This window comes from Streptomyces sp. NPDC032745 (genome assembly GCF_055579465.1).
This window is the reverse complement of sequence record NZ_JBVING010000013.1, coordinates 191,324-217,536: the sequence shown is the minus strand read 5'-3', so window position 1 is coordinate 217,536 and position 26,213 is coordinate 191,324. Positions and strand designations below refer to the sequence as shown.

General features: G+C 73.6%; 22 protein-coding genes. 20 read left to right on the top strand and 2 right to left on the bottom strand.

The features are described 5' to 3' along the window. Positions 1–578 precede the first annotated feature (578 nt). The 7 genes from ACZ5WG_RS29540 to ACZ5WG_RS29510 all read left to right on the top strand — a co-directional run bounded on the left by ACZ5WG_RS29540 (position 579) and on the right by ACZ5WG_RS29510 (position 8,192). Positions 579–1,199: a ScbR family autoregulator-binding transcription factor gene (locus tag ACZ5WG_RS29540; protein ID WP_468727128.1), complete on the top strand. Its 621-nt coding sequence runs from the start codon at positions 579–581 to the stop codon at positions 1,197–1,199. 324 nt (positions 1,200–1,523) lie between these two features. Continuing rightward, entirely contained in the window at positions 1,524–2,399 is an 876-nt protein-coding gene (locus ACZ5WG_RS29535; RefSeq protein WP_468727126.1) for an AfsR/SARP family transcriptional regulator, read from the top strand. Positions 2,400–2,487: 88 nt separating this feature from the next. Next, on the top strand, positions 2,488–3,192 hold the full coding sequence (locus ACZ5WG_RS29530; RefSeq protein ID WP_468727124.1) for a ScbR family autoregulator-binding transcription factor: 705 nt from the start codon (positions 2,488–2,490) through the stop codon (positions 3,190–3,192). Between the two features lie 33 nt (positions 3,193–3,225). Then, positions 3,226–4,107, top strand: coding sequence for a phosphopantetheine-binding protein (locus ACZ5WG_RS29525; RefSeq protein WP_468727122.1), 882 nt, complete (start codon positions 3,226–3,228; stop codon positions 4,105–4,107). A gap of 233 nt (positions 4,108–4,340) precedes the next feature. Further along, the gene (locus ACZ5WG_RS29520; protein ID WP_468727120.1) at positions 4,341–6,272 is read left to right on the top strand and encodes a beta-ketoacyl [acyl carrier protein] synthase domain-containing protein; all 1,932 of its coding nucleotides are present in this window, start codon (positions 4,341–4,343) and stop codon (positions 6,270–6,272) included. Next, the gene (locus tag ACZ5WG_RS29515; protein WP_468727117.1) at positions 6,269–7,090 is read left to right on the top strand and encodes a 4'-phosphopantetheinyl transferase family protein; all 822 of its coding nucleotides are present in this window, start codon (positions 6,269–6,271) and stop codon (positions 7,088–7,090) included. The genes ACZ5WG_RS29520 and ACZ5WG_RS29515 overlap by 4 nt, the downstream gene beginning before the upstream one ends. A 196-nt stretch (positions 7,091–7,286) precedes the next feature. After that, complete coding sequence (locus ACZ5WG_RS29510; protein ID WP_468727115.1) at positions 7,287–8,192, top strand: MBL fold metallo-hydrolase; 906 nt, start codon at positions 7,287–7,289, stop codon at positions 8,190–8,192. Positions 8,193–8,272: 80 nt separating this feature from the next. On the opposite strand, the gene ACZ5WG_RS29505 is transcribed toward ACZ5WG_RS29510, so the two are convergent. After that, a complete protein-coding gene (locus ACZ5WG_RS29505) occupies positions 8,273–9,280 on the bottom strand; it encodes an AfsR/SARP family transcriptional regulator (RefSeq protein ID WP_468727112.1) in 1,008 nt (335 codons plus the stop codon). Positions 9,281–9,526: 246 nt separating this feature from the next. Between ACZ5WG_RS29505 and ACZ5WG_RS29500 the strand changes: the two genes are divergently transcribed. The 6 genes from ACZ5WG_RS29500 to ACZ5WG_RS29475 all read left to right on the top strand — a co-directional run bounded on the left by ACZ5WG_RS29500 (position 9,527) and on the right by ACZ5WG_RS29475 (position 15,409). After that, positions 9,527–10,348: an AfsR/SARP family transcriptional regulator gene (locus ACZ5WG_RS29500; RefSeq protein ID WP_266674249.1), complete on the top strand. Its 822-nt coding sequence runs from the start codon at positions 9,527–9,529 to the stop codon at positions 10,346–10,348. Between the two features lie 182 nt (positions 10,349–10,530). Continuing rightward, complete coding sequence (locus ACZ5WG_RS29495) at positions 10,531–11,301, top strand: thioesterase II family protein (protein ID WP_468727111.1); 771 nt, start codon at positions 10,531–10,533, stop codon at positions 11,299–11,301. Further along, a complete protein-coding gene (locus ACZ5WG_RS29490) occupies positions 11,298–12,563 on the top strand; it encodes a beta-ketoacyl-[acyl-carrier-protein] synthase family protein (RefSeq protein ID WP_267003595.1) in 1,266 nt (421 codons plus the stop codon). The genes ACZ5WG_RS29495 and ACZ5WG_RS29490 overlap by 4 nt, the downstream gene beginning before the upstream one ends. Then, the gene (locus ACZ5WG_RS29485) at positions 12,560–13,837 is read left to right on the top strand and encodes a ketosynthase chain-length factor (RefSeq protein ID WP_468727109.1); all 1,278 of its coding nucleotides are present in this window, start codon (positions 12,560–12,562) and stop codon (positions 13,835–13,837) included. The genes ACZ5WG_RS29490 and ACZ5WG_RS29485 overlap by 4 nt, the downstream gene beginning before the upstream one ends. 47 nt (positions 13,838–13,884) lie before the next feature. Further along, on the top strand, positions 13,885–14,148 hold the full coding sequence (locus ACZ5WG_RS29480) for an acyl carrier protein (RefSeq protein WP_468727108.1): 264 nt from the start codon (positions 13,885–13,887) through the stop codon (positions 14,146–14,148). Between the two features lie 4 nt (positions 14,149–14,152). Continuing rightward, on the top strand, positions 14,153–15,409 hold the full coding sequence (locus ACZ5WG_RS29475) for an FAD-dependent monooxygenase (RefSeq protein WP_468727107.1): 1,257 nt from the start codon (positions 14,153–14,155) through the stop codon (positions 15,407–15,409). A gap of 78 nt (positions 15,410–15,487) precedes the next feature. On the opposite strand, the gene ACZ5WG_RS29470 is transcribed toward ACZ5WG_RS29475, so the two are convergent. Beyond that, a complete protein-coding gene (locus tag ACZ5WG_RS29470) occupies positions 15,488–15,952 on the bottom strand; it encodes a nuclear transport factor 2 family protein (RefSeq protein ID WP_468727106.1) in 465 nt (154 codons plus the stop codon). 157 nt (positions 15,953–16,109) lie between these two features. Here ACZ5WG_RS29470 and ACZ5WG_RS29465 point away from each other — a divergent pair, with 157 nt between their 5' ends. The 7 genes from ACZ5WG_RS29465 to ACZ5WG_RS29435 all read left to right on the top strand — a co-directional run bounded on the left by ACZ5WG_RS29465 (position 16,110) and on the right by ACZ5WG_RS29435 (position 25,991). Then, positions 16,110–17,705, top strand: a complete 1,596-nt coding sequence (locus tag ACZ5WG_RS29465; protein WP_468727105.1) for a class I adenylate-forming enzyme family protein — start codon at positions 16,110–16,112, stop codon at positions 17,703–17,705. A 59-nt stretch (positions 17,706–17,764) separates the two neighbouring features. Next, a complete protein-coding gene (locus tag ACZ5WG_RS29460; protein WP_468727103.1) occupies positions 17,765–19,582 on the top strand; it encodes an FAD-dependent oxidoreductase in 1,818 nt (605 codons plus the stop codon). Beyond that, entirely contained in the window at positions 19,582–20,397 is an 816-nt protein-coding gene (gene fabG / locus ACZ5WG_RS29455) for a 3-oxoacyl-ACP reductase FabG (protein WP_468727102.1), read from the top strand. The genes ACZ5WG_RS29460 and fabG overlap by 1 nt, the downstream gene beginning before the upstream one ends. Next, entirely contained in the window at positions 20,397–21,356 is a 960-nt protein-coding gene (locus ACZ5WG_RS29450) for an aromatase/cyclase (protein ID WP_468727100.1), read from the top strand. Before fabG ends, ACZ5WG_RS29450 begins: the two co-directional genes overlap by 1 nt. A gap of 76 nt (positions 21,357–21,432) precedes the next feature. Continuing rightward, positions 21,433–22,389 (top strand): aromatase/cyclase, encoded by a 957-nt coding sequence (locus ACZ5WG_RS29445; RefSeq protein ID WP_468727099.1) that lies wholly within the window; start codon positions 21,433–21,435, stop codon positions 22,387–22,389. A 163-nt stretch (positions 22,390–22,552) separates the two neighbouring features. After that, complete coding sequence (locus ACZ5WG_RS29440; protein WP_468727097.1) at positions 22,553–24,694, top strand: condensation domain-containing protein; 2,142 nt, start codon at positions 22,553–22,555, stop codon at positions 24,692–24,694. A gap of 397 nt (positions 24,695–25,091) precedes the next feature. Continuing rightward, a complete protein-coding gene (locus ACZ5WG_RS29435; RefSeq protein WP_468727095.1) occupies positions 25,092–25,991 on the top strand; it encodes an acyltransferase domain-containing protein in 900 nt (299 codons plus the stop codon). The last annotated feature ends 222 nt before the right edge of the window (positions 25,992–26,213 follow it).

The following is a 26,213-nucleotide window of genomic DNA, read 5'->3' as shown; positions in this document are numbered from 1 at the left end:
TCTCCGTTGAACGGGGTTCGTTCAACTTGAAACGTGCTCGCAGACATTGCTCCCCCTGGGCTCCGCTGGCGAGTAGGGCGTGATGTGCCTCTGGCCGGGAAAGATACATACCAACCGGTTTAATTTCTAGCGGTAGCTGAGCCTCCGCTACTGCGAACACCGCAGAACCTTCTTCCGAGTGGGTCGTTCTCCCTGGTCAGAGGGGTTTCTTCGACCTATGGACCGCCGTGGTCCCAGCGGCTTCGGCTGTCCGCTCTCCCGGGTGAGTCGAGTGTGGCGACAGCGATTCTCGAGCAGCGTGGCTGAACGTGACCGAGTGTGCCCGAATGACGCTGGCGACTTGGCCCATTTTTCGGACATTACCGAGCGTGGCGAGTTGTTTCGACGAAAACCGCACAGGCGGTTTGTTACAGTGGCCGTACGGAGCGGGGTCGCATCCTGTTGGAGAGGCCTGTCATTGGCTGTGAGGGGTGGTGCCGGGGGCGCCATCAGGAGCAGCTCCCTCGCGCGGCTCCGAGCAAGCACGTACCGCCGCTCCCTCGCGGGCGTGGCAAACCCTCGCAGTGACGGAGTAGTCGATGGTCAAACAGGAGCGCGCGGCGCGCACGCGTGAAACCCTGATCCGGTCCGCGGCCCAGATCTTCGACCGGGAGGGTTTCCCGGTGGCGTCGCTCACCGGGATCAGTTCGCTGGCCGGGGTGAGCAACGGGGCGCTGCACTTCCACTTCGCGAGCAAGGCCGCACTGGCGGACGCCGTCGAGGCGGCGGCGCTCACCCGGCTGCTGGCCGTCACCGATCCCGGGCCCCCGCCCGGGGCGGGCCGTGTGCAGCTTCTGGTCGACGTCACCCACGGACTCGCCGCGGCGCTGCGCACCGACGTGGTGCTGCGGGCCGGCTTCGAGCTGAGCGGGGAACCGTCCCGCGTGTCGCAGTCCGATCTGCGCGAGCGCTGGCGGAGATGGGTCGAGGAGACGCTGGAACAGGCCGACGCCGAGGGCGAGTTGCACCCCGAGGTGGCGGCCCGGGACGTGGTGACCGCCGTGGTGGCCGCGACCGTGGGCTTCGAGGTGCTCGGCGCCCGGGACGTGGCGTGGCTCTCGGAGTCCACGGTCACCCGGTTCTGGCGGCTCCTGCTGCCGACGCTCGTACCGGCTCCCGTTCTCGCGGACCTGAAGGCCGAGGGTGCCCGCGAGCAGTAGGGGTGCGTGCCACACGACCACCCTGCCCCGGCTCCCTCCCGCATCCGCGCGGAGGGGCCGGGGCTTTTGTGCGCCCGCCTCGGCCTGCAAGTGGAGACCTGGTGGTCTGTTTTTGCCCTCCTCGGTTTGTTCTGCAGGGGATGCAGAGTGGGGCGGAAGGGGTACCCATGAGCTCTGACGACCGTAACGTCCCAGGTCAGAGCGGTACATGAGGGATCGTTAGGTGGGCTAAGAAATAAAAACAGCACGGTCGGTTTCGTATTGACAAACCGCCGGTCCTGTTTTTTACTGGCGAAGGCTCATCCACGGACAGGGGAGTACGGCGTGGACATCGAAGTACTGGGCACACTGGCGGTTCGGGAGCACGGAGTCTCCGTAACGCCAACGGCCCCCAAACCGCGACAGGTGCTGGCACTGCTGGCACTTCATGCCGACCAGGTCGTCCCGGTGTCGGCTCTGATCGAGGAACTGTGGGCGGGAACACCGCCTCGCAGTGCCCGCACCACGCTGCAGACCTACGTACTGCAGCTGCGGGCCCTCATCGCGAACGCACTGGAACACGGCGCGGCCGCCGGTGAAGACGGCGAAGGCAGCGAAGGTGCCGGGGGCACCGCGGGCGACACGGAGCGGCGCACCGCCAAGGACGTGCTCGTCACGCTGCCCGGCGGCTACCTGCTCAACAGCGGCGGCGGCACCAGCGACGTCCGCGAGTTCGACCGGCTCGCCGGCATCGGCTACCGGGCGATGGACGCGGGCGACTTCCCGGGCGCGGCCCGGCAACTGCGCGAGGCGCTGGCCCTGTGGTCGGGGCCCGCCTTCGCCGACGTGCACGGCGGGATCCAGCTGGACATGGAGGCCCGGCGGCTCGAAGAGACCCGGCTCTGCGCGCTCGACCAGCGCATCGAGGCCGATCTGCGGCTCGGGCGGCACCGCGAGCTGCTCGCCGAACTGACGGTGCTGGCCAGCCGGTACCGCACCCACGAGAACCTGCACGGCCAGTTCATGCTGGCCCTGCACCGCTCCGGCCGCCGAGGCGAGGCACTCGACGTCTACCAGCGGCTGCGCGCCACCCTGGTGCGCGAACTCGGGCTCGAGCCGTCAGCCGCCTTGCGCCGGCTGCAGCGATCGATCCTGATGGCCAGCCCCGAGAGTCCGGTGGCCACGGACACGAACAGCGAGCGACTCGTACGCGTGGGCTGAGATGGCCCTACGCGATACGAGGAACGCGGCCGCGATCGGCTCGCCGGGCCGGCCGCGAGCCCGGACCACGGGCCGAGGAGGCAGCGCGATGCAGGACAGGTCGGAGCGGACCCGCAGGAAGCTCGTACATGCGGGAGCCGAGATGTTCCACCGCAACGGCTATGCGAACGCGACACTCGGCGAGATCGCCGCGTTCGCGGGAGTGACCAAGGGGGCGCTGTACTTCCACTTCGCCTCCAAAGACGAACTGGCGGAGGCGGTCCAGCTGCGAGGCTGCGAGCTGCTGCACGAGTCGGTGCGCGAACTGCGCGCATCCGGCCTCTCTCCGCTCCAGACGCTGATCAACACGACGCACTGGCTCGCGCTCAACCTGCGCGAGGAGCCGGCGATCCCGGCCAGCTTCCGCATCACCAAGGAGTGCGCGGGAATGCCTGCGCTCGCCACCGACTTCCACCGGATCTGGCTCGCAGAGGTCTGCGGACTGCTGCGCCAGGCCCGCGACGCGGGTGAACTGCGCGCCGAGGGCCGCTGGGAGAGCATCGAGTCGCTGGTCGCCGCGGCGAGCTGCGGGATCGAGTCGCTCGCCGCCACCGGAATGCCGTACGCCGAGCTCCAGCGGCGGGTGGCCGGGGTGTGGTCGCTGCTGCTGCCCTGCCTGGTGCCCGAGGGCGCGGAGAAGAACTTCCGCGTCGGGATGCCGGGTACCGATCCCGCGCCCCGTCTCGTGGGCGACGCCCCTGCCGAACCCCCGGCCCGCCGGTCCCGGCCGGTGTTCTCGGGCAGCACCGCGTGACCGTGTGCCACCGACGACTTGGAGGAGCCTGCGATGACGAATGAGCATTCTGCGGACGTACTGACGGACCTCATCGGGGTGCTCGGCGACGTGCTGCGGGTCAAGCCGGAGAAGATCGACCCCGAGCAGACGTTCCAGTCCATGGGGCTCGACTCCCTGCTGGTCGTGGAGTTCGTGGCCGTCGTCAACACCCGGTACGGGCTGCGGGTGCTGGCGACCGACCTGTACGACTTCCCGACGCCGGCGTCCTTCGCACGCGAGGTCGCGCGGGCGGCGAGCAGTGCGGCCGCCGCCCCCGTCTCCGCCCCCGTCTCCCACGCCGTCTCCGCAGCGGCTCCGGTCGCGGCTGCCGCCGCCGTCCCCTTCCCCGCCGTCCCCTTCCCCGCCGCCGCCGTCCCGGCGCCGGCCACGGGCCTCGAGCGGCAGGTGCCCGCGGCCGCTGCGGCGACCCGGATCGCGGAGGTCCTGCGGGAGCAGCTCGCGGGGATCCTGTGCTGCGACCCCTGGGACATCGACACCACCGCCGCGTTCAACGTGCTCGGTGTCGACTCCATCGTGGGCGCGGAGTTCATCGCGGTCGTCAACCGCACCTTCGGTCTCCAGGAGCGGTCGGTGCTGCTCTACGAGCACCCCAACCTCGCCGCCATGGCCGCCTACATCGCGGCGCGCACCGGGGCGGCCGCGCAGGACGCCGCCCCTGCTCCGGCGGCCCTCCGGAGCCCTGTTCCCCAGGTGCCGGAGCCGGCGTTCCGTCCGGCCGCCGGGCCGGTGTCCGCCGCTCCCGGCCTCACCACCGCCGCTGCCCATGCGGTACGGCCGCTGCCGGGCGGTGATCTCGACGTCCTGCTGGACGCGATCCGCGACGACCGGCTCACCGTGGACGAGGCACTCGTGCTGCTCGCCCGCCGCGGCTGAAGCTCTTTCCATCCCAGGAGGCCGTCCGGCGGGTCAGGGCCGGGCCCGGCCCGGCCCTCCCCCAGGCACCGCGCGCCTTGCCGCGTTGTCGTCGGTCGCCGACGTCCCCCAGCCACCGCTGGGAGGCACCCCCACCGCGTTGCCTCCCTCCTCCGCCCTGCACTCCACGGCACCAGACGACCCGGCCCATCCGGCCCTGACTCGCCGGACACCCCTAGAAGGAGCACGTCCAGATGGACGAGAAGGAAGTCCTGACCCGGTTCAAGAACGGCCATCTGGACCGGGCCCAGGTGGCTGCTCTGCTGACCGGCGCCGCCGGTGGGGCCGGTGCCGCCACCGGTTCGGGACCCGTGGTCTTCGCACTGCCGGACGCCTGGCCGGAGCAGGACGCCGAGGAGCCGTCCCCGGCCGCAGCACACCCGGCTCCCGGCCGCAGCGCCGATTCCGCGCCCGCCGGGCCCCTCGCGCCCGCCGGGCCGGGAACCGAGCCGATCGCGGTGGTCGGGATGGCCGGCCGCTACCCGGGCGCCCCCGACCTCGCCTCCTTCTGGCGGCACGCGCGCGGCGGGCACGACACCGTCTCCGAGCCGCCGTCCGGCCGGCCCGGCGACGAGCGGGGCCACTACCTGGAGCGCGTACAGGACTTCGACCCGGAGTTCTTCGGGATCGACGCGCACGAGGCCGCCCTGATCGACCCCCAGGAGCGGCTGTTCCTGGAGACCGCCTGGGAGGCCCTCGAGGACGCCGGCTGCACCGGCGGCCGCCTGGACGCCCTGACCGCGCGCGACGGGACGCCGCGCAGCGTCGGGGTGTTCACCGGCGCCGGCAGCGGTGACTACGTGCTGCTCGCGGCCCGGACGTGGACGCCCGAGCGGCCCCGCCCGATGCCCCCGGGCGGCCAGTGGAGCCTGCCCAACCGGCTTTCCGCCCTGCTCGGCCTGACCGGCCCCAGCCAGTCGGTCGACACCGCCGAGTCCTCCGTGCTCGTCGCCCTCCATCTGGCCGTCGCCGCCCTGCACCGCGGCGAATGTGCCGCCGCGCTCGTCGGCGGGGTCCGGCTGCTGCTGCACCCGTCCAGCCGGCGCCCCGGCGCGGGCGAAGGCGTCGGCGCGCTGCTGCTCAAGCCCTTGGAACGGGCCCTGGCCGATGGGGACAGCGTCCACTGCGTGGTCCGCGGCAGCGCGGTCGGCCACACCGCCCCCGATCCGTCGGCAGCCGGCCCCGGCCGCAGGTCCCGGGCCGCCGACGCGCGTACGGGTGCCGCCGCGCGCGCCGCCGCTGCCCTGCGCGAGTCCTGCGCCGTTCGCGGTACGCAGCCCGCGGCCCCGGCGGACGCCCCCGCGCAGCGGGTGCTGCGCGAAGCCCTGCGCGCGGCCGGGGTCGACGCGTCGGCCGTGGCCGTCCGCGAGAACGCCGGATCCGTACGGGCCCTCGTCGGCGACGCGGGCCCCGCGACCGGGGCCGCCGCCCTGACCCGGGCCGTGCTCCAGCTGCGCCACCGGATCCTGGCACCCGGCCCCGGCCGCGCCGAGGCAGAGCCCTGGGGGAGCGGGGAGAACGGGGAGGGCGAGCCCCGGCGGATCTGCGTCGGTGTGCGCGGAGCCGGCGGCGCGGACGCGCAGGTGGTCCTGGAGGAGTACGTACCCACCCCCGCCGCCGGACCGGAGGCGGACCGGGCTCCCGCGGCCGACGAGCTGTTCGTACTGTCCGCCCCCACACCCGCCCATCTGGCCGCCACTGCGCGGCGGTTCGCCGAGCTGCTCGGCGGACCGGGCCCGCTGCCCCCGCTCGAGGCGCTCGCCCGCGCCCTGCGCACCGGCCGGGCCGGCATGGACTGCCGGTTCGCGGCCGTCGTCGCCGACACCGGCGAACTGGTGCGGGTCCTGGAGCGGTTCGTACGGGAGGGCGCTCCCTGCGCCGATCTGCGGGACGGCGGCGCCGACCCGCTGGGGCTGGGCGGCGTACCGGAGACGGACGGGTACCTCGCCGCGCTCTGGCAGGCCGGGCACCTGCACCAGCTCCGCGGCCTGTGGCTGTCCGGGCTCGACGTCGACTGGACCGCGCTCGAACCGGCCCACGGGGCAGCCGCCGTGGCCGTACCGCTGCCCGCATCCGCATTCCTGCGCATACCGCTGTGGCTGGGCGGCGAGGAGGGTTCGGCATGACCGCGCTGTCTTTCGACCCGGCGGGGCAGGGGGAGAACGAGCCGGCCCCGGTCAACCTGTGGTTCTGCCCCAACGAGGACCTCGCGCCCGGGATCGCCGCCACCCTGGCCTCGTACTGGCTGGACGAGAACGAGCAGCAGGTGGCCGGCCGCTTCCTCTTCGAACGCGACCGCCGCCAGTACCTCGTCGCCCACGCCCTGGTGCGCCGGGTGCTGGCCCTGGAGACCGGCATCCCCGAGGCCGAGGCGATCATCTGGCGCTCCTCGCGCGGGCGGCCCTTCCTCCAGACGCCCGCCGGAGGCCTGCCGCGCGGCGCCGACACGCTGGACTTCAACCTCTCGCACGCCAACGCGTACAACCTGCTGGGCGTCTCCCGGGGCCTGCGCATCGGAGTCGACGTCGAGCGGCTCGACCGCGGTGAGCGCGGTCTGGAGAGCATCATCGCGACGTTCTCCCGCGAGGAGCAGGAGTGGATCGCCCGTGCCGCCCCCGGGCGGCCGCGCGACCGGCGCGTCCTGCGCCTGTGGACGCTGAAGGAGGCGTACTCCAAAGCCCGCGGGCTGGGACTCGGCCTGCCCTTCGACTCCTTCGTGTTCACCCTGGCCGAGGACCGGGGCGTCCTGTCGTTCCGGCCGCCGGCCGACGACGCGGCGGCGCGCTGGCGGTTCCTGGAGGTCGAGCCGGTGCCCGACGTGCTGGCGGCGGTCGCGGTCGAGGTCGACGACACGCGGCCGCCGGCCGTCCACCTGCACCACGGATTCCCGTGGGGGCGCGCCGCGCCCCGCCGCCTGGTCCTGCCGGAGCCCGCCGGAGTCTGACGGACCCGCGGCGCGCCGTGACGAATCGGTGGCCGGAAAGGATTTCCTTGGAAATCCGCTCGACATTCGATCGAGATGGGTGGGGAAAACGAACCGGAGTCCGGAATCCAACGGAAAATCAAGGGAAAATCGAGCGGGGCGGCGTCGCGGAGTCCGAGAATTCGTATTACCGGATCTTCGTAGAAAGAGGTGCCCCGTGGACGCCAAGAGCGCCGTCATCGAGGTGGCCGAGGGCGTCCACGCGTACGTCCAGCCAGAGGGCGGCTGGTGCCTGAACAACGCCGGCATCCTCACCGACGGCGGCCACAGCGCGCTCGTCGACACCGCCGCCACCGAGAGCCGGGCCCGGCAGCTGCGCCGGGCCGCGCTGCGCCTGGCCCCGAGGCCGCCGCGCGCCGTGGTCAACACCCACTTCCACGGCGACCACACCTACGGCAACTTCGTCTTCCCCGAAGCCCTGACCATCGGCCACGAGCGGACCCGGGCCATGGTTCAGGCGGCAGGGCTGCACATGGCCGGGCTGTGGCCGGACGTCTGCTGGGGCGACATCGAGGTCACCCCGCCCGAACTGACCTTCCGGGACCGCACGACGCTCCACGTGGGCGGCATCCGGGCCGAGCTCGTGCACATCGGCCCGGCGGCCCACACCACCGACGACACGATCGTCTGGCTGCCCGAGCAGGGCGTGCTGTTCACCGGCGACCTCGTGATGAACGGGGTCACGCCGTTCTGCGTCATGGGGTCCGTGGCAGGCTCCCTGCGCGCGCTGGACCGGCTGCGCGCACTGGGGGCCACCACGGTCGTCCCCGGCCACGGCCCGGTCGGCGGCCCGGAGCTCCTCGACGCCAACGAGGCCTACCTGCGCTGGATCCAGCGCCTGGCCGAGGAGGGCGCCGCGGCCGGCGCGACCCCGCTCGAGCTGGCCCGTGCCACCGACCTCGGCCCCTACGCCGACCTGCTGGACACCGAGCGCCTGCTGCCCAACCTCCACCGCGGATACGCCGAGGAACAGGGCCTGCCCGAGGGATCGCCGCTGGACGTCGGAGCCCTGTTCCAGGAGATGACCGCGTACCACGGCCGCCCCTCGGAGTGCCTCGCCTGAGCCGACGCGAAGACCCCCTGCCGCAGAAGCCGACAGGGGGTCTTCGCGTACGGGTCTTCGCGTACGGACGCCCGCGAGGGTCAGACGAGCTGTCCGCCCGGCACCGGAACGGCGGCCAGCAGGTTGAAACGCCTGATCAGCTCCTCCTGCTCCCTGCTGAGCGACTCGATCCGGTCGCCGAGACGGGCGATTTCACGGCCGAGTTCGAGCAGGGCCGCATGCGGGTCCGGCGAGGCGGCCGGGGCGAGCGGGACGGGCAGCGCGGGCCGGGGGACCGCGAGGGACGGCGCGTGGTGCAGGATCGCCTCCATCCGCTCGCGCAGGGCCGGTCCGGGCTCGACGCCGAGCTCGTCCACCAGCCGCCGGCGGGCCCGCTCGTAGACGCCCAGCGCCTCCGTCTGCCGGCCGCACCGGTACAGGGCCAGCATGTGGAGGTCGTAGAGCCGCTCGCGCATGGGGTGGCTGGCCGTCAGCCGCTCCAGCTCCCGGGTGATCTCGGCGTGCCGCCCGCTGCGCAGGTTCGCGTCGTGCAGCGTCTCCAGCGTGGTCAGCCGAAGCTCCTCCAGCCGGTCCGCCTCCACCGTGCAGATGGGCCCCTGCGTACTGCCCTCGAGCGCCGGTCCGCGCCACAGGGCGAGGGCCCCGCGCAGCAGTTCGGCCGCGTGCACGGGGTCGGAGCCGAGCGCCGCCCGGCCCTCGGCGGACAGCCGGTGGAAGCGCTGCGCGTCGGCGGTGGCCCGGCCCGGACGCAGCAGGTAGCCCATCGAACGGGTCGCGATCCACTCGTGGCCGCCCCCCTCCGGAGCCCCGCCCTGCAGCAGCCGGCGCAGCCGGGCCACGTGGGCCTGCAGCGCGTTGGCCGCGCTCACGGGCGGGCGGTCGCCCCACAGTTCGTGGATGAGCCGCTCCGCGGACAGCACGTGGCCCGCCCGCACCACCAGGGCTGCGAGCAGCGCCCGCTGCTTGGAGCCGGAGGGCACGATGCACGCCCCCGTACGCCGGTCGAACACCTCGACCGGGCCCAGGATGCGGAAGTCCACCCCGGCGTCGCCGGGTACGTCCCGGGCGACGTGCGCGCCGAAATCCATGGTGCCTCCTCCCGGCGATCTCGCGGGATCTGCGGAAAGACACGAAGACCGGCGGCCGTAAGTGAATGCGCCGGTTTTAATCCCCTGAGCGGAATCTACCACTGTGTTTTCAGCCTGCAACCGTCTTGGACGGAGGGCGGCTCGATACCTGCTCAAGAATTCGGAGGCGCGGCACTGGATCCCGCTAGCGTGCCGGAGTCGAGGGCTGAAAATCGATGAGAACTCGACAAAATAACGGAGGAGACCGTGCAGATTCAGGTTCTGGGTCCGTTGAGTGCCGAGGTCAACGGGGGCTCGATTGTTCCGACGGCCGGTAAGCCGCGCCAGATCCTGGCGCTGCTCGCGCTCTACCCGGGGCGGGTGATGCCCGTACAGACCCTCATGGAGGAGATCTGGGGCACCGAGCTCCCGCAGAGCGCGCTCACCACACTGCAGACGTACATCCTGCAGCTGCGCAGGAGGCTGGGCACCGCCATGGGCCCGGGCGTCCCGGGCAGCGCCAAGGACGTGCTCGCGACGCGGCACGGCGGCTACTTGCTGCAGATTCCGCCGGACGCGGTCGACGTACACGAGTACGAGACGCTCGTGGCCGGCGGGCAGAACGCGTACGAGGAGGGGGACGACGAGCGCGCGGCCGACATGCTGCGCAGGGCGCTCGGACTGTGGAACGGTCCGGCGCTGGTCGACGTACGGGTGGGGCCGATCCTCGAGATCGAGGTCATGCGCCTCGAGGAGAGCCGGCTCGTGACCGTCGAGCGGCGCATCGACGCGGACCTGCGCCTGGGCCGCCACGTCGAGGTCATCGCCGAGCTGACCGAACTGATCGCCCGGCATCCGCAGCACGAGGGCCTGCACTCGCAGGCCATGGTCGCGCTGTACCGGTCCGGCCGCCAGGCCACGGCCCTGGACGTCTACCGCAGGCTGCGCAACCGCCTGATAGACGAACTGGGCGTGGAGCCGTCCCCGCAGCTGCAGCGCCTGCACCAGGCGATGCTGACGGTGGATCCGGCACTGGACGTGGTGGCGGGCCCGCGCCGCGGATCGACGTTCGACCTGTACGCGGCCTAGTTCGTGTCGTCAAAGTAGCGTCGGCCGCCGGGGGAGCCGGGGCGGGCGGCCGCCCGCCGGCTCCTCGCCCGGCCGCCACCGGACCGCACCGCGTCCTCGACCCCTGCACACCGATTCGAGCCGGTCTCCAGCGCGGTCGGTGAGGGTCGAGGTCTACGTGGTTCGGTTCCTGGGAGGTGGCTATGGGCGACAGGCAGGCGGTACGGCTGCACTGCTTCGCACATGCGGGGGCCGGAGTGTCCTCGTTCTACCGGTGGGACAAGCTCGCCGGGAGCGGCGTGAAGACCACGTCCTGGCTGCTGCCCGGACGTGACGAGCGGCGCCGTGAGATCCGGCTGACCGGCCGCGAAGAGCTCCTGGCCGACCTCAAGCCGCTGTTCGAGCAGATCGCCGACGAGCCCGGCGTCCCCTACATCCTCTACGGGCACAGCCTCGGCGCGACGGTGGCCCTCACGGTCGCCCACGTCGCGCTGGAGCAAGGGCTGCCGATGCCCGCACTGCTGGCCGTCGGGGCCAGCCCGCCGCCGGACACCCCGGCCGTCTTCGCGGATTCCGCGGAACTGCCCGAGGCGGAACTGCTGCGCGTCCTGGACCGGTTCGACGCGCTGCCGCCCGGCGTGCAGCCCGGAGACATCTGGTTCCGGTCGGTCTTCCCCGTGCTCCGCGACGATCTCCTGCTCGCCCGCAACCTGCGGTCCGCCGCCACCGAGCCGACCACGCCCGGACCCGTGCCCGTACCGCTGCTCGCGGTCACCGGCCACGAGGACCCCCTCGTCGGCGCCGGGGCCGCCGAGGGCTGGCACCGCTGGACCACCGGACGGTTCGTCCAGCGGACCGTGCCGGGCGACCACTTCTTCGTCCGGGGCGGCGAACTGCCCCGGATGCTCGGCCGGGCCGCCCGCATCGTGCAGCGCGGCCACCGCGACCAGACAGGACAGGGGGAAGGGCGATGAGACGAGTCGTCATCACGGGCATCGGGGTCGTGGCCCCGGGCCGCCCGGGCACCAAGGAATTCTGGTCGCTGCTGACCGACGGCCGTACGGCCACCCGCGCCATCACCCTCTTCGACGCCTCCGCGTTCCGCTCCCGCATCGCCGCCGAGGCGGACTTCGACCCGCAGGAGTCCGGGCTCACCGCCGAGCAGTCCGGGCGCCTGGACCGCGCAGCCCAGTTCGCCGTCGTCAGCGCCCGCGAGGCGGTCGCGGACAGCGGCCTGGCCGGCTCGTACGACGCCACGCGCACCGGGGTCACCCTCGGCAGCGCGCTGGGCTGCACCACCAGCCTCGACGCCGAGTACGGGGTCGTCAGCGAGCAGGGCAGCCGTACGCTCGTCGACCACACCAAGGCCGTGCCCCACCTGTACGACCACTTCGTCCCGAGCTCGATGGCCGCCGAGGTCGCCCGTACCGTCGGCGCCCAGGGACCGGTGGCACTGGTGTCCACCGGCTGCACCTCCGGTCTCGACGCGATCGGGCACGCCGTCGACCTCGTACGCGAGGGCAGCGCCGACGTGATGGTCACCGGCGCGGCCGAAGCGCCCATCACGCCGATCACCGCAGCCTGCTTCGACGCCATCCGCGCCACCTCCACGCGCAACGACGAGCCGGAGACCGCCTCCCGGCCCTTCGACCGCACCCGCAACGGGTTCGTCCTGGGGGAGGGATCGGCCGTCCTCGTCATCGAGGAGTACGAGCACGCCCGCAGCCGCGGCGCGCACATCTACGCCGAGATCTCCGGCTTCGCCTCGCGCAGCAACGCGTACCACATGACCGGACTGCGGCCCGACGGAGCCGAGATGGCCGCCGCCATCACGGCCGCGCTCGACGAGGCCCGGCTGCTGCCCGAGCACATCGACTACATCAACGCGCACGGCTCCGGCACCAAGCAGAACGACAAGCACGAGACCGAGGCCTTCAAGCTCAGTCTGGGACAGCGCGCGTACGAGGTCCCCGTCAGCTCCATCAAGTCGATGATCGGGCACTCGCTCGGCGCGATCGGGGCGCTCGAAGTGGCCGCCTGCGCCCTCGCCATCGAGCACGACACCGTCCCGCCGACGGCGAACCTGCACGAGCCCGACCCGGCCTGCGACCTCGACTACACCCCGCTGACCGCCCGCAGTCAGCGCACCGACGCGGTACTGACCGTCGGCAGCGGCTTCGGCGGGTTCCAGAGCGCGATGATCCTGACCAGCCCGAACCTGAAGGCGGACCGATGAACACCGCTGTCGCCGCCCCCGCTCCCGCCCAGGCCGCTCCCGCCGTCACGGGCTCCCGCACCGCGGCCCCCGTCGTCACCGGAATCGGTGTCGCCGCCCCCAACGGGCTGGGCACCGAGGCCTGGTGGTCCGCCGTCCTGCGCGGCGAATCGGGCATCCGCCCGGTCAGCCGCTTCGACGCGAGCGGCTATCCGGCGAAGCTGGCCGGGGAGGTGCCCGGATTCGTCGACGCCGACCACGTCTCCAGCCGGCTTCTGCCGCAGACCGACCGCGTCACCCGGCTCTCGCTCGCCGCGGCCAAGGAGGCGCTCGACGACGCCGGGGCCGACCCCGCGCAGCTGCCCGACTACGCCGCGGGCGTGGTCACCGCCAACTCCTTCGGCGGCTTCGATTTCGGCCAGCAGGAGCTCCAGGCGCTGTGGAGCAAGGGCGGCCAGCACGTTTCGGCGTACCAGTCCTTCGCCTGGTTCTACGCCGTCAACAGCGGCCAGATCTCCATCCGGCACGGCCTGCGCGGAGCCTCCGGAGTGATCGTCTCCGAGCAGGCCGGCGGCCTCGACGCCATGGCCCACGCCCGCCGCCAGATCCGCAAGGGCGCCGAGCTCGTCGTCACCGGCGGCATCGACTCCGCGCTGTGCTCCTGGGGCTGGGCCGCCTACCTGGCCGGCGGGGGGCTCACCGACCGGGAGGACCCGGCCCGCGCCTACCTGCCCTTCGCCGAGGACGCGAGCGGCCACGTCGCGGGCGAGGGCGGCGCGCTCCTCGTCCTCGAGGGCGCCGAGGAAGCCCGCCGGCGCGGCGCCCGCGTCTACGGGAGGATCGCCGGGCACGCCGCCACCTTCGACGCCGACGGGACCTCCCGGCTCGGCGCGGCCGCGGAGCTCGCCCTCGCCGATGCGGGCGTGCACCCCGACGAGGTCGACGTCGTCTTCGCCGACGCGGCGGGCGAGCGTACGGCCGACCGCGTCGAAGCGGAGGCGATCACGGCACTGTTCGGCCCGCGCGGGGTGCCCGTCACCGCACCCAAGTCGATGACCGGGCGGCTCGCCGCCGGCGGCGCGTCCCTCGACGTGGCCGCCGCCCTGCTCGCCCTGCGCGACCAGGTGATCCCGCCGACCACCGGGACCGAGATACCGGCCGACGACTGCCCGCTGAACCTGGTCACCGGAGCGGCCAGCCCCGCCCTGGGGATGCCGCTGCGGACCGCGCTCGTACTGGCCCGCGGCCACGGCGGCTTCAACTCCGCCGTCGTCGTCCGCGCCGCGGACGCCTGACCCGCACCCACCCCGCTTCACATCACCCACCAGAACAGAGGAAGAGCATGGAACGGCTGGAACTCGACGACCTGAAGCGCATCCTGCGCGAGTGCGCGGGCGAGGACGAGGGCGTCGACCTCGACGGCGACGTCCTGGACCAGAACTGGTTCGAGCTGGGCTACGACTCGCTCGCCGTCCTGCAGACCACCGGATACATCGAGCGCGAGTACGACGTCGTGCTCGACGAGGAGGGCATCGACGACGCGGACACCCCGCGCCGCTACCTCGCCCTGGTCAACGAGGTGCTGGCAGCCCGGGCCACGGTCTGAACCGGTGGGTGAAGAGCTCGACACCGACGTCTGCGTCATCGGCGCCGGCCCCGCCGGGCTCGCGCTGACGCTCATGCTGCTGCGTTCCGGCATCCGCGTGACACTCGTCGAGCGTTCCACCGGGTTCCGCCGCGACTTCCACGGCGAGCTCCTGCAGCCCGGCGGCCAGCGCATCCTGGACGAGCTCGGCACCCTCGCCGGAGCCGCGGCCCGCGGGGCGGCGAGCCTGCCAGGTGTCCAGATCCTGGAACGCGAGCAGGTGCTGCTCGACATCGACTACGGGCGCCTGCCCGCCCCGTACGACCACCTGCTCGCCCTCCCGCAGCCGCACGTGCTGCAGGAACTCCTGGCCGCTTGCCGCAGGCTGCCCGGCTTCACCGCTCTCGAGGGGCACCGGATCGCCGCGCTCCTGGAGAAGCGTCCCGGCAGCCCGTGCGAGGGAGCGGTGGTCCACGGCCCCGACCGGGCGCCGGTCACCGTGCGGGCCGCCGTGGTCGTCGGCGCCGACGGCCGGTACTCCAAGACCCGTGCCCTCGCGGGCATCGACGCGGGGCGCGGCACGTCCTTCGCCCACGACGTGGTGCGGTTCTCGCTGCACGCACCGCGCCGGGCCACCGGGCGCGTACGGGTGCACCGCGGGCCGGACAGCGCCGTCCTGGTCCACGACACCCACCCCGACCGGATCAGCGTGGTCTGGGCCCTGCCGCCGGGCCGGGCCCGCACCGCCGGGCGCGGGATCGGTGACATCCGGCGGGAGCTGGCCGCGATCCTGCCGCAGTTCGCCGACCTGCTGCACGTCCAGCTCGGCTCCATGGCCGACCTGACCGTGCTCGACGTGTCCGCCTCGCACGCCCGGGAGTGGGTGCGCGACGGACTCGTGCTCCTCGGCGACAGTGCGCACACGCACGGGCCGATCGGCGCCCAGGGCATCGACCTGGCCCTGCAGGACGCCGCCGCACTGCACCCCGTACTCGTCGCCGCGCTGCACGCGGGGGAGCCCACCGCGCAGCGGCTCGCGGCCTATCAGGAGCGGCGGGCCCCGGCGGCCTCCGCCGTGCACCGGATGCAGGTCGTACAGACCCGGGCGATGCTCGGCGGGGGGCGGCCGGCCGCCGCACTGCTGCGGGCCCGCGCGGCGGGGATCGTCACACGCACCCCGATCGGCGCGAAGATCACCCGGAGGTTCGCCCACGGGCGCGACCCGGCAGGGGTCCGCACCGACCTGTTCACCGTCCTGCCCGACCGGCGCGTCCGCGGCTGAGCGGCCTCGGGGAAGCCGCTCGGCCGGCCCACCCCGCCGTGAGCGGCCGTCGAGCGGGTCCGCGGCCCGGCCGGGCCGTCACGCGAGGTCGTCGCGGGTGACCAGGCGGTGGGAGACCTGCCAGGTGCCGGACGAGTGGACCAGCACGTCCTCCATCACGCACACCCGGTGCACCTTCGACTCGCCGCCGCGCGGGGTCAGGTACACCAGCGCGTAGCTGCGGGTCTGCAGCGAGCCGTCCGGCTGCGGCTGCACGTCGAGCATGCCGAGCCAGTGCCGGAACTGCTCGCCGCTGGTGGCCTTGAGTTCCGCGTTGCGCCGGACGTTCGAGGCGAGGGCCGCGCGGCCGACCACCGGCGCCGGCAGCGTCGGCACGTCGAAGACGGCGTCCTCGGTGAACGTCCGCGCCCACGGCTCGGCCTCGAAGGAGTCGAAGAGCTGCATCTGGCGGGAGTAGAACTGCTGGACCTCCGCGTACAGCAGGCCGAACTCCCGCCCCTGGGGCGGGCGGGGGGACGCCTCGGTGGCGATCGTCGCGGTCATCGCGGGACTCCGTTCCTTCGGTTCCCGACAGCTTCTGCGGCGCAGATCGAGCATTCTTCGAAGACTCCTCAAGCGTTCCTGCCCAGGCTGGGCCAACAGGGTCTAGGGGTGGCGCCGCAGCCGCGGCCGCCCGTTCGGGAGCCAGGAGGACAGCACCATGCCGAGATTCGTGTACCCGGAACTCCCGCTGGACGGCCTGCTGCGCCGGGCGGCGGTCCGCGACCCCGCAGGCCGGGCGATCCGGACCGCGACCAGGACCGGCATGGAGGCCACGGTGACCTTCGCCGAACTGGACAGCCAGGCCGACCGCTTCGCCTCCTACCTGGAGCACACGTGCGGCCGCCGCGGCGCGCGGATCGGCGTCGCCAACGTCCTCGACCCCGTCTTCGCAGCCGCCTACTACGGGACGGTGCGCAGCGGGAACACGGTCGTGCTGGTCAACCCGCTCATCAAGGAGACGGGCCTGGTCCACGTGCTGCGGACGGCCGCCGTGGAAGTGGTGTTCGTGCCGGTCGCCACCGCCGAGCTGCTGATCAAACTGGGCGACCAGCTGCCGGACCTGCGCTCCGTCGTGGTGACGGACGCGCCCGACGGGATCGTCCCCGGCGACGCCCTGCCGCTGGCCGCCGCCCTGGACTCGGCACCGGAGCGGACGGCCCTGCCCGGAGTCGTCGACCTCGACGGCGACGCGTGCATCCAGTTCACGACCGGTACCACGGGCCGCCCCAAGGGCGTCCGGCTCACCCACCGCAACCTGGTGGCGAACGCCGCCCAGACCGCCGCCGCGCACGACCTCGGCAGCGACTCGGTCACCCTCAACCACCTGCCGCTCTACCACACCATGCACCTCAACTCGGGGATCTACGCGGGCGCCTGCCAGGTGCTGTGCACCGACCCCGACCCGGTCGCCTCCCTCGCCGTCGCGGCGCAGGCGGAGGCCACCCACTACTACGGGCTGCCCGCCCGCCTGCACGTGCTGGCCCAGGACGAGCGGCTCACCGACGACTTCCCGGCCGGGCGCCGCCTCACCGCCGTCCTCTCCGGCGGCACCGCCCTGTCCCCCACCGCCGCCCGCGCCCTGCGCGAGAGCCTGGGCGTGCCCGTCATCCAGGGCTACGGGCTGGCCGAACTCTCCCCGCTCTCCCACTGCCAGGACCCGCACCACCCCAAGAGCGGCTCGGTGGGCCCCGTCGTACCGGGCACCGAATGCCGCATCGTCCACGTCGGCACGCGCACCCCGCTCGACGTCTACGCCACCGGCGAGGTCCAGGTCCGCGGGCCCCAGCTGATGTCCGGCTACCTCGACAACAGCGCGCCCTCGCCGGTCGACGAGAACGGCTGGTTCTCCACCGGAGACGTCGGCTACCTCAACGAGGACGGCGAACTGTTCCTGGTCGACCGCCTCGGCGACGTCTTCAAGTACGACAACGAACTCGTCTCGCCCACCGCCGTCGAACGGGTCGTCGGCGCCGACCCGCGCGTCGCCGAGTGCATCGTGGCGGGCTGGCCCGACCCGGTCCACGGCGCGGTCGTCTGGACCGGCATCGTGCTGCGCGACCCGACCGCCCCCGGCCTCCTCGACGTCATCGACTCCGTCGTGGAGCGCGCCAACGGGAGCCTGAACTGGTTCGAGCAGATCCGCCGCGTCGAAGTGATCGACGCCGTGCCGCGCAACCACGTCGGCAAGCCCGAGCGGCGCACCCTGCGCCACAGCCTGCGCACCCGGTCCGAGGCGGAGACGGCGGCGGCGTGAGACCGCCCCGCCCGCACGGCCCGCGCACCACATCCCGTACGACCAGAGGAGCGACCACTGTGGCGACGAACGCCGGTACATCACCCGCGGCCGGGTCCCCCCGCGTGCTCGTGGTGGGGGCGGGCCCGGTGGGCCTGACCGCCGCCCATGAACTGGCGCGCCGAGGACTGTCCGTGCGCGTCGTGGACGGCGCCCCCGGCCCGGCCCCCACCAGCCGTGCGGTGGCCGTCCACCCGCGTACGCTCGAGACGTTCGACCAGATGGGTCTCGTGGACGGGCTGCTGGCCCGGGGCCGCAAGAACCGGGCCTTCACGATGTTCGCGCGCGGCCGCCGCCTGGTCCGGCTCGAGGCGGACTACCGCTCGATGCCCACCCGGTTCCCGTACACCCTCGTCATCGGGCAGACCGAGACGGAGGAGGTGCTCCGCGAAGCCGTCGCACGGCTCGGCGTCCGCGTCGAGTGGGGCGTGCGGCTGACCTCCCTCGAGCAGGACCGGGACACCGTACGCGCCCGCCTCGAGCATGCCGACGGCTCCACCGAGGAGTACGAGGTGCCCTGGCTGGTCGGCTGCGACGGCGGCCACAGCACGGTGCGCAAGCAGCTCGGGCTCCCGCTGCTCGGTGAGTCCAGCGAGACCTGGGCGCTGGCCGACGCGGCCGTCTCCCTCGACCTGCCGCCCGACACCATCTACTGGGCCCACACCGGCAGCCAGGCCATGATGATGGTCCCGTACCAGCGCGAGGGGTACTGGCGGCTGCTCGACACCGCCCCCGCCGGCCGGTCGGAGACTCCGCGCGAGGCCGCCGAGCGCTTCTCGGAGAAGCTCAGCACCGGGCTCGGCCGCCCGGTGCAGGTCGGCGAACCCGACTGGACCTCCGTCTTCACCTTCCAGCAGCGCATGGTGCCCCGCATGCACGACGGCCGCTGCTTCGTGGCGGGCGACGCCGCCCACGTGCACAGCCCCGCCTCCGGACAGGGCATGAACACCGGCATCCAGGAGGCCTACAACCTCGCCTGGAAGCTCGCCATGGCCGCGCTGGGGCAGGCGGGCCGGGAACTGCTCGCCACGTACGGGCAGGAGCGCGTCCCGATCGGCAAGAAGCTGCTGGGCTCGGTCCGCAAGGCCACCTTCCTGGTCCAGTTCAAGAACACCCTGGCCGGCGTGGGGCTGCCCGTCGCCTTCACCTTCGTACGCAACATCGGGCCGCTGCGCCGGGCCATCCAGCGCAAGGTGCTCGGCGGCATGTCCGGGCTGCTGCTGTCCTACCCCGAGTCCCCGCTGACCACGGCCGACCCGCTGATGGCGGTGCCTGCGGGCTCGCGTGCCGCCGCTGCCGCCGGCCGGCACCCGGACGACCCCGGCTCCGAGGCGCTGCGCGCCGAACTGCGCGACACCCGCTGGTCCCTGGTGTGGGCGGCGCAGGAGGAGCCCGGCGAAGCGGGACGGATCGCGGCGTCCGCCGCTGCCGCACACGGCACGTGGCTGTCGGTGCGGACCGCGGGCGACGGCCTCGGCGGCGGGCCCGCCCCGCTGCCCGACCCGAACGGGCTGCTGCGGCGCTCGCTGGACCTCGGGCCGGGCGGCTGGGTGCTGATCCGGCCCGACGGCTACATCGCCGCGAGCGGGACGGAGCTGACCCGGCGCGGGCTCGCACGGGCCCTTGCTCCGCTGGGCGCGGCCGCCGCGCTGCCCGACGTGATCCGCGATGCGGTCCGCGCACCCCGGGTGTCCGCGCCGCCGGTGCCGGCCGGGGCAGCGGCCGCATCCTGCGAAGCGCGCGCCTCGGTACCGCTCCTCGACCCTGCTTCCACCGCCTCTCCAGAGCTCCGCGACACGGTCGAGACCTCAGCACGGGTACTGGAGGGGACACGTTGATGACACCGACAACACCGTCAGCGCAGCCGCAGGCGGCGCCGGAGAAGCCGGTCGCCCTGGTCACCGGCGGCACGAGCGGCATCGGCCTGGCGGTCGTACGTGACCTGGCCCGGCGCGGGCACCGGGTGTTCCTGTGCGCGCGGACCGCGGAAACCGTCGAGCAGACCGTCGAGGAGCTGCGCGCCGAGGGCCTGGAGGTCTCGGGCCTGGCCGCCGACGTCCGCTCCCGCGAGGCGATCGCGGAGCTGGTGGCCGCCGCGGTCGCCGAGTTCGGCCCGATCTCCGTCCTGGTCAACAACGCCGGGCGCAGCGGCGGCGGTCCGACCGCCGACATCAGCGACGAGCTCTGGTACGACGTCATCGACACCAACCTGAACAGCGTCTTCCTGCTGACCCGGGAGGTGCTCAAGCACGGCGGCCTGGCCGGGGCCTCCTACGGCCGGATCATCAACATCGCCTCCACGGCGGGCAAGCAGGGCGTCCTGCTGGGCGCCCCGTACTCGGCGTCCAAGCACGCCGTCGTCGGCTTCACCAAGGCCCTCGGCAAGGAGCTCGCCCCGGCCGGGATCACGGTCAACGCGGTGTGCCCCGGCTACGTGGAGACGCCGATGGCGCAGCGCGTACGGGCCGGCTACGCGGCGGCCTGGGACACCACGACCGAGGACGTGCAGGAGCAGTTCGAGGCGAAGATCCCGCTGGGGCGCTACGCGACCCCGGAGGAGGTGGCGGCCATGGTCGGCTACCTGACGACGGACCTCGCCGCGTCCGTCACCGCGCAGGCGCTGAACGTCTGCGGCGGACTGGGGAACTTCTGATGGCGGCCGAGCGGGTGCACCGTACCGTGCACGAGACCGAGGTGGCCGCCCCCGCGGGCGTGGTCTACGGAATGATCGCGGACGCCGTGCAGTGGCCGCTGTACTTCCCGCCCAACGTGCACGTGGAGCGCCTGGCGTTCGACGGCGTACAGGAGCGGCTGCGGATGTGGGCGACGGCGAACGGCCAGGTCAAATCCTGGACCTCGCGCCGGGTGCTCGACGCGGCGGCGCGGCGCATCGAGTTCCGGCAGGAGATCCCCGCGGCCCCGCTGTCGGCGATGACCGGCACCTGGATCGTCGACTCGCTGGGCGCCGACCGCTCGAAACTGACGCTGCTGCACGACTTCTCGGTCGAGGGCGACCGGGCGCAGGACGTGGAGTGGGTCGAGCGCGCCACCGACACCAACAGCCGTGCGGAGCTGGCGAACCTGGCCCAGCTGGGCGAGCGCTGGGGCAAGCTCGACGAACTCGTGATGTCCTTCGAGGACCGCGTCGACGTGGACGCCCCGCCGGAGCTGGTCTACGCGTTCCTGGAGCGGGCCGAACAGTGGCCGGAGCTGCTGCCGCACGTCTCGCGCCTGGAGCTCACCGAGCCCGACGAGCTGCCCGGCGTCCAGGTCATGGCCATGGACACGCTCACCGCCGACGGGTCCGCGCACACGACCGAATCGGTGCGGGTGTGTTTCCCGGCGGCCGGCCGCATCGTCTACAAGCAGACCCGCACCCCGGCGCTGATGTCGGCCCACACCGGCGTGTGGACGGTCACCGGCGGCGCGTACGGCTCGACGGTCACCTCGCAGCACAGCGTCGTACTGCGCGAGGAGGCCGTCACCCGGGTGCTGGGCCCCTCCGCCGACCTCGCGGCCGCCCGCAGGTACGTCCGCCAGGCGCTGGGCCGCAACAGCACCGCGACCATGACGTACGCCAAGCAGCACGCGGAGTCGGCGCTCGCGAGCTGAGGCTCCAGGCTGTCTCGAGCCGGACTCCGGCGGTCGCGGACAGAATCTGGACCAAGTGTGAGGGAAGGGTGTGGCGATGTCTGTCCAGCAAGTGCACCGGACGTCCTATGCCGTGGATGTGAACGCGCCCGCGGGCGTGGTCTACGGTCTGATCGCGGACACGACGCAGTGGCCGCTGTTCATTCCGCCCAGCATCCACGTCGAGCGGCTCGACTTCGACGGCTCCCAGGACCGGTTCCACATGTGGGTCACCGCGAACGGAAGCGTCAGGTCCTGGCTCTCGCGCCGCACCCTGGACGCGCCCCGGCTGCGGATCGACTTCCGCCAGGAGGTCCCCGCCGCCCCCGTCGTCGCGATGGGCGGCAGCTGGATCGTGGAGCCGCGGGGCGCCGACCGTTCGCGGCTGACGCTGCTGCACGACTTCGCGGTCGCCGGCGACCGGCCCGCGGACGTCGACTGGACCAAGGAGGCGACGGACACCAACAGCCGTGCCGAGCTGGCGCAGCTGAAGGATGCCGCGGAGCGCTGGACCCGGCTCGACGGCCTGCTGCTGTCCTTCGAGGACTCCGTACGCATCGACGGACCGGCCGACCTGGTCTACCAGTTCCTCTACGCGGTCGCCGACTGGCCGGAGCGCGTCCCCCACGTCTCCCGCGTCGCCGTCACCGAGGACGAGCCCGGCGTCCAGCTGCTGAGCATGGACACCGTGACGTCCGACGGAGCGGTGCACACCACGGAGTCCGTCCGGGTGTGCTTCCCGCACGCGGGCCGCATCGTCTACAAGCAGACCACCACCCCGGCCCTGATGACCGCGCACGCCGGCGAGTGGTCGTTGATCCCCGACGAGACCGGGGTCACCGCGGTCTCCCAGCACAGCGTGCTGCTGCGGGAGGAGGCCGTCGAGCGGGTCCTGGGCCCCGGCGCGGACCTCGCACAGGCCAGGACGTACGTACGCGAGGCGCTCGGCCGCAACAGCACCGCCACCCTCAACCTCGCCAAGCGGTACGCGGAGACCGCCATCCGCAGGCTCTAGGAAAGTGATCGAAGTAGCGTCGGCCGCCCCCGGCCCCGCGGCGCTCCGGCGGGACTCCGGCGGCGTGTCAGCGGCGCGTCAGCGAAACGTGGGCGTGCCACGCATACTCGACCCCTTTGAACTGTGACGCCGCCCCGGCGAGCGCCGAGACGAGGGGGAGTGGATGAACGTCGCCATGACCGTGGTCATCGCGCCCGGCTTCGCCCCGGCGCTGGACCTGCGCGGTCCCCTCGATCAGGACGCCCTCGCGGCGGCCCTCGCCGCGCTGCCCTCGGGCACCCCGACCCTGCGCCGCCACACGGCGACGCACCACACCCTGCACCTGCCCCCGCAGCACTCCCCGGCCGGCACGGTGGCCGACCTGCTGACCGCCCCCGGAGCCCGGCCGCGGCAGACGCCCGCGCAGGCGAAGGCGTCGCGGGCCGCGTGGGAGAGCCTGGCCCCGCAGGAGGCAGGCGGGCAGGACGCACCCGGCCCCTTCGGCAGTCCGGCCGTGCATCCCCTGGGCGGACTCCCCGCGAGCGCGCGCCAGCGGGACGTACTCCTCGACGTCCTCGTCGGCAGGCCCGGCGCCGGGCTGCACGTCGAGCAGCTGCACTGGCGCTGGTACGGACCGCTGGACACCGGGCGGTTCCACGCCGCCTGGCAGGCCGTCTTCCTGCAGGAGCCCGTGCTGCGCGCCGCGTTCACCGACCGCGCCCGCACGGACGGCCCCGGGACCGCCCCACGCGTCGCCGTGCACCGGCAGGCCTCACCGCAGCTCGTCCGCCACCACCACGGATCCGCCGACTGGCACTCCCTGCTGGTGAGCGAGCGGCTGCGCGCCTTCGACCTGCACCGACCCGGACTACTGCGCATCGCGCTCCTGGACGAGAAGGCCGGACCCGCCGGGCCGACCCGCATCGTCCTCACCTACCACCACGCCATGCTCGACGGCTGGAGCGTGCGCCTGCTGCTGCGCGCCTTCTACCGCGCCTACCTGGCCGAGGGGCGTACCACCGGCGGCGAGCGCCGCCCCGATGTGCGCGACCACCTGCGCTGGCTGGGCGACCAGGACCTCACCCCGCCCCGCGACTTCTGGTCCACCGCCACGCCCCCGGCCGGCTCCCGCACCCTGCCCGGCCCGACCGCGGCCGGGCTGCCCGCCGGCGACAGGGCCCGCTGGGGCCACGGGCTCGCGCGCCAGCGGCTGACCCCGTACGAGGCCGCCCGGCTGCGGGACTGGGCCGCCGGGCTCGGCGCCACCGAGAGCACGGCGCTGCACGCGGCCTGGGCGCTGCTGCTGTACCGGGACGGCGGATCGGGCCCGGCGCCCGCGCCCGTCGCGTTCGGCATGGCCGTCTCGGGCCGCGGTATCGCCCTGGAGGGCGCCGCGACCATCCCGGCCCCGCTGCGGGGCGCGCTGCCCGTCCACGTCGACGTGGACCCCGAGGCCCCGATGGAGCGGCTGCTGGCCGACCTGCGCGACCGGGCCCTGGGCGCGGCCGCGTACGAATGGGTCTCGGCGGGCCAGGTCCACCAGTGGAGCGGGCGGGCCGTCCCCGACGAACTCACGGACTCGATCGTCGCCTTCGAGGCCCCGCAGGGCCCGCCGCCCGCCCCGGACGGCCGGGACCCGCTCTGGACCGACCTCGACGCCGAGGGCGTTCGGGTGGACCTCCCGCAGGCCGTGGGCCCGCACACGCCCCAGCCCATCGCCATCGGCGCGTACCACGACGCCGAGGGCGCCCTGCTGCTGACGGCGGTCAACGACCGGACCCGCATCGCGGATCCCGAAGCGGCCGCGGCCCTCGCCCGCACCGCGCGGCTGCTGCGCGAGTTCCCGGTGTCCGTCGACGGAACGACCAGCGTCGGGGAGGTCCTGCAGACCCTGGCCGGCCTGCCGCTGCCCGGGCCCGTGGCGCCCGCCCCGGTCCCGCCCGGCGGCGGTCTGCTCACGCTGCGCGCGGCCGCGCGGCCCGACGCCGGCACGATCCTGCTCGTACCGCCGCCGGCCGCACCCGAAGCCTGCTACGACGCCCTCGTACAGGCCTATCCGGGCCCGGAGGCGCTCACCACGGTCACCGCCCCGACCGATACGGCGGCCTGCCTGGCCGCGGTGCGACCCGCGCTCGCGGCCGGCGAACCGCTGCTCCTCGGCTGCTTCTCCGGAGGCGGGAGCGTCGCGTACGAGGTGGCGCAGCGCATCGCCGCCCACGGCTGGCTGCCTCCGCTCGTGGCCATCGCGGGCACGGCGGACGGGAGTTCCGCCTCCGTGCGCGACCTCGCGCGCACCCTGGAGGCCGCGGCCGGCCAGCCCGGCTGAGCGCGCCGGGCGGCGTGGCGCGGCCCTCGTCGGGGCCGGCGGCCCGAAGCCGGGGCCGAAGCCGCCCGAACCGGCGCGTTGCACCGGAGCTTGCACCGGAGCGCGGACCGGAGCGGCGCCCCGGTCCGGCCGCGCGGCCGTGGCACGCTCCGGTCCGTCGGCCCCGTGCCGTTCCTGCGGGACTTCTCGAGCGGCGTTCGAAGATTCCTTGAGCCCCACCGCGGACCGTGTGCACAGCAGTCGTCACCCCGGGCAGCGGCACTCCGCTGCCCGACACCCCGAGCAGACCCGAGGAGAGCGACCATGGTGACCTTCCTCAACAAGCCGACCGCGCACCGTGACACCAACGAGTGCCCTGCCCCGAAGGGCCGCCGCGCGACCACGGAGGCGGTGCCCGGTGTCCGATGAGCGCTCCTCGGGCAGCCTGCTCGCAGGACCGGACGCCGCGCCGCCGAGGGCCGCAGGACGCTGCTCCTCCGCTCCACGCCCGGCCGACCGGGCCGGTCCTGCACCCGGTGCCCCGGCGGGCGGGGCGGCGGACCAGGCCGTCCTGTTCACCGCTCACGGCCCGCTGCTGCCCGGCCTCGGCCGGGACCTCTACGGCACCTTCCGCGCCTTCGCCATGGCGTGGAACGAAGTCGCCGAGGCTCTGGACCTCTGGCTGCCCCTGCCGCTGGCCGCCGTTGTGTTCGCCCCCCGGGAGGGGGTGGACGCCGCCCTGATCCGGGACGACGCGTTCGCCCAGCCCGCCCTGTTCGCCTACCAGGTCGCCCTGTTCCGGGTATGGGAGACCTGGGGCATGGAGGCGCGGGCCGTGGCGGGACACGCGGCGGGCGAGATCTCCGCGGCGTACCTGGCCGGCGTACTCGACCTGGACGACGCGGCGCGCCTCGTGGCCGCCCGCGGACGGCTCGCCACCTGCGATGCACCGCACAAGACCCGCGCCGCCTCCGAGAAGCGGTTCCTCCGGGTGGCCAAGGGCTGCCGCATCAACGCACCCGACCTCACCCTGATCTGCGCGACGACCGGCGACCTGCTCGGTCCCCGCACCGGTGAGCGGACCCTCACCGCCGAATACTTCCTGCGCCAGGCCCGTGCAACACCCTCGCCCGCGGCCGCGCAGAGCGCCCTCGAAGCCGCCGGATTCCACCGCACCCACCCCTGCGGACCCGACGCGCGAAGCACCGCCCTCGGCAGCGAAGTGGACTCCGTGCTGGCCTCTCTCGGCCGCCTCCACGACCACGGCCACCCGATCTCCTGGCCCAGGGTCTTCGCCGAGGCCACGCCGCCGGCCTGAGGCGGTTCGCCTGCCGGAAGCCGCCGCCCCCGGCGGCTTCCGGCAACTCACGTGCCCGGCTGTACGAAGGCTCGAGCGACTGTCGAGCGACCCCCGTGAGGCTGAGCATCCTCGGGGAAGTGGGAGCACGTTCCCACGTCGCCCGGCACGCACTCTCGCCGCACCGGCCGAAGGCCCGCGTAGCCCGGCTACCAGACCTTCGTCCGGCACGCCGACGGCACG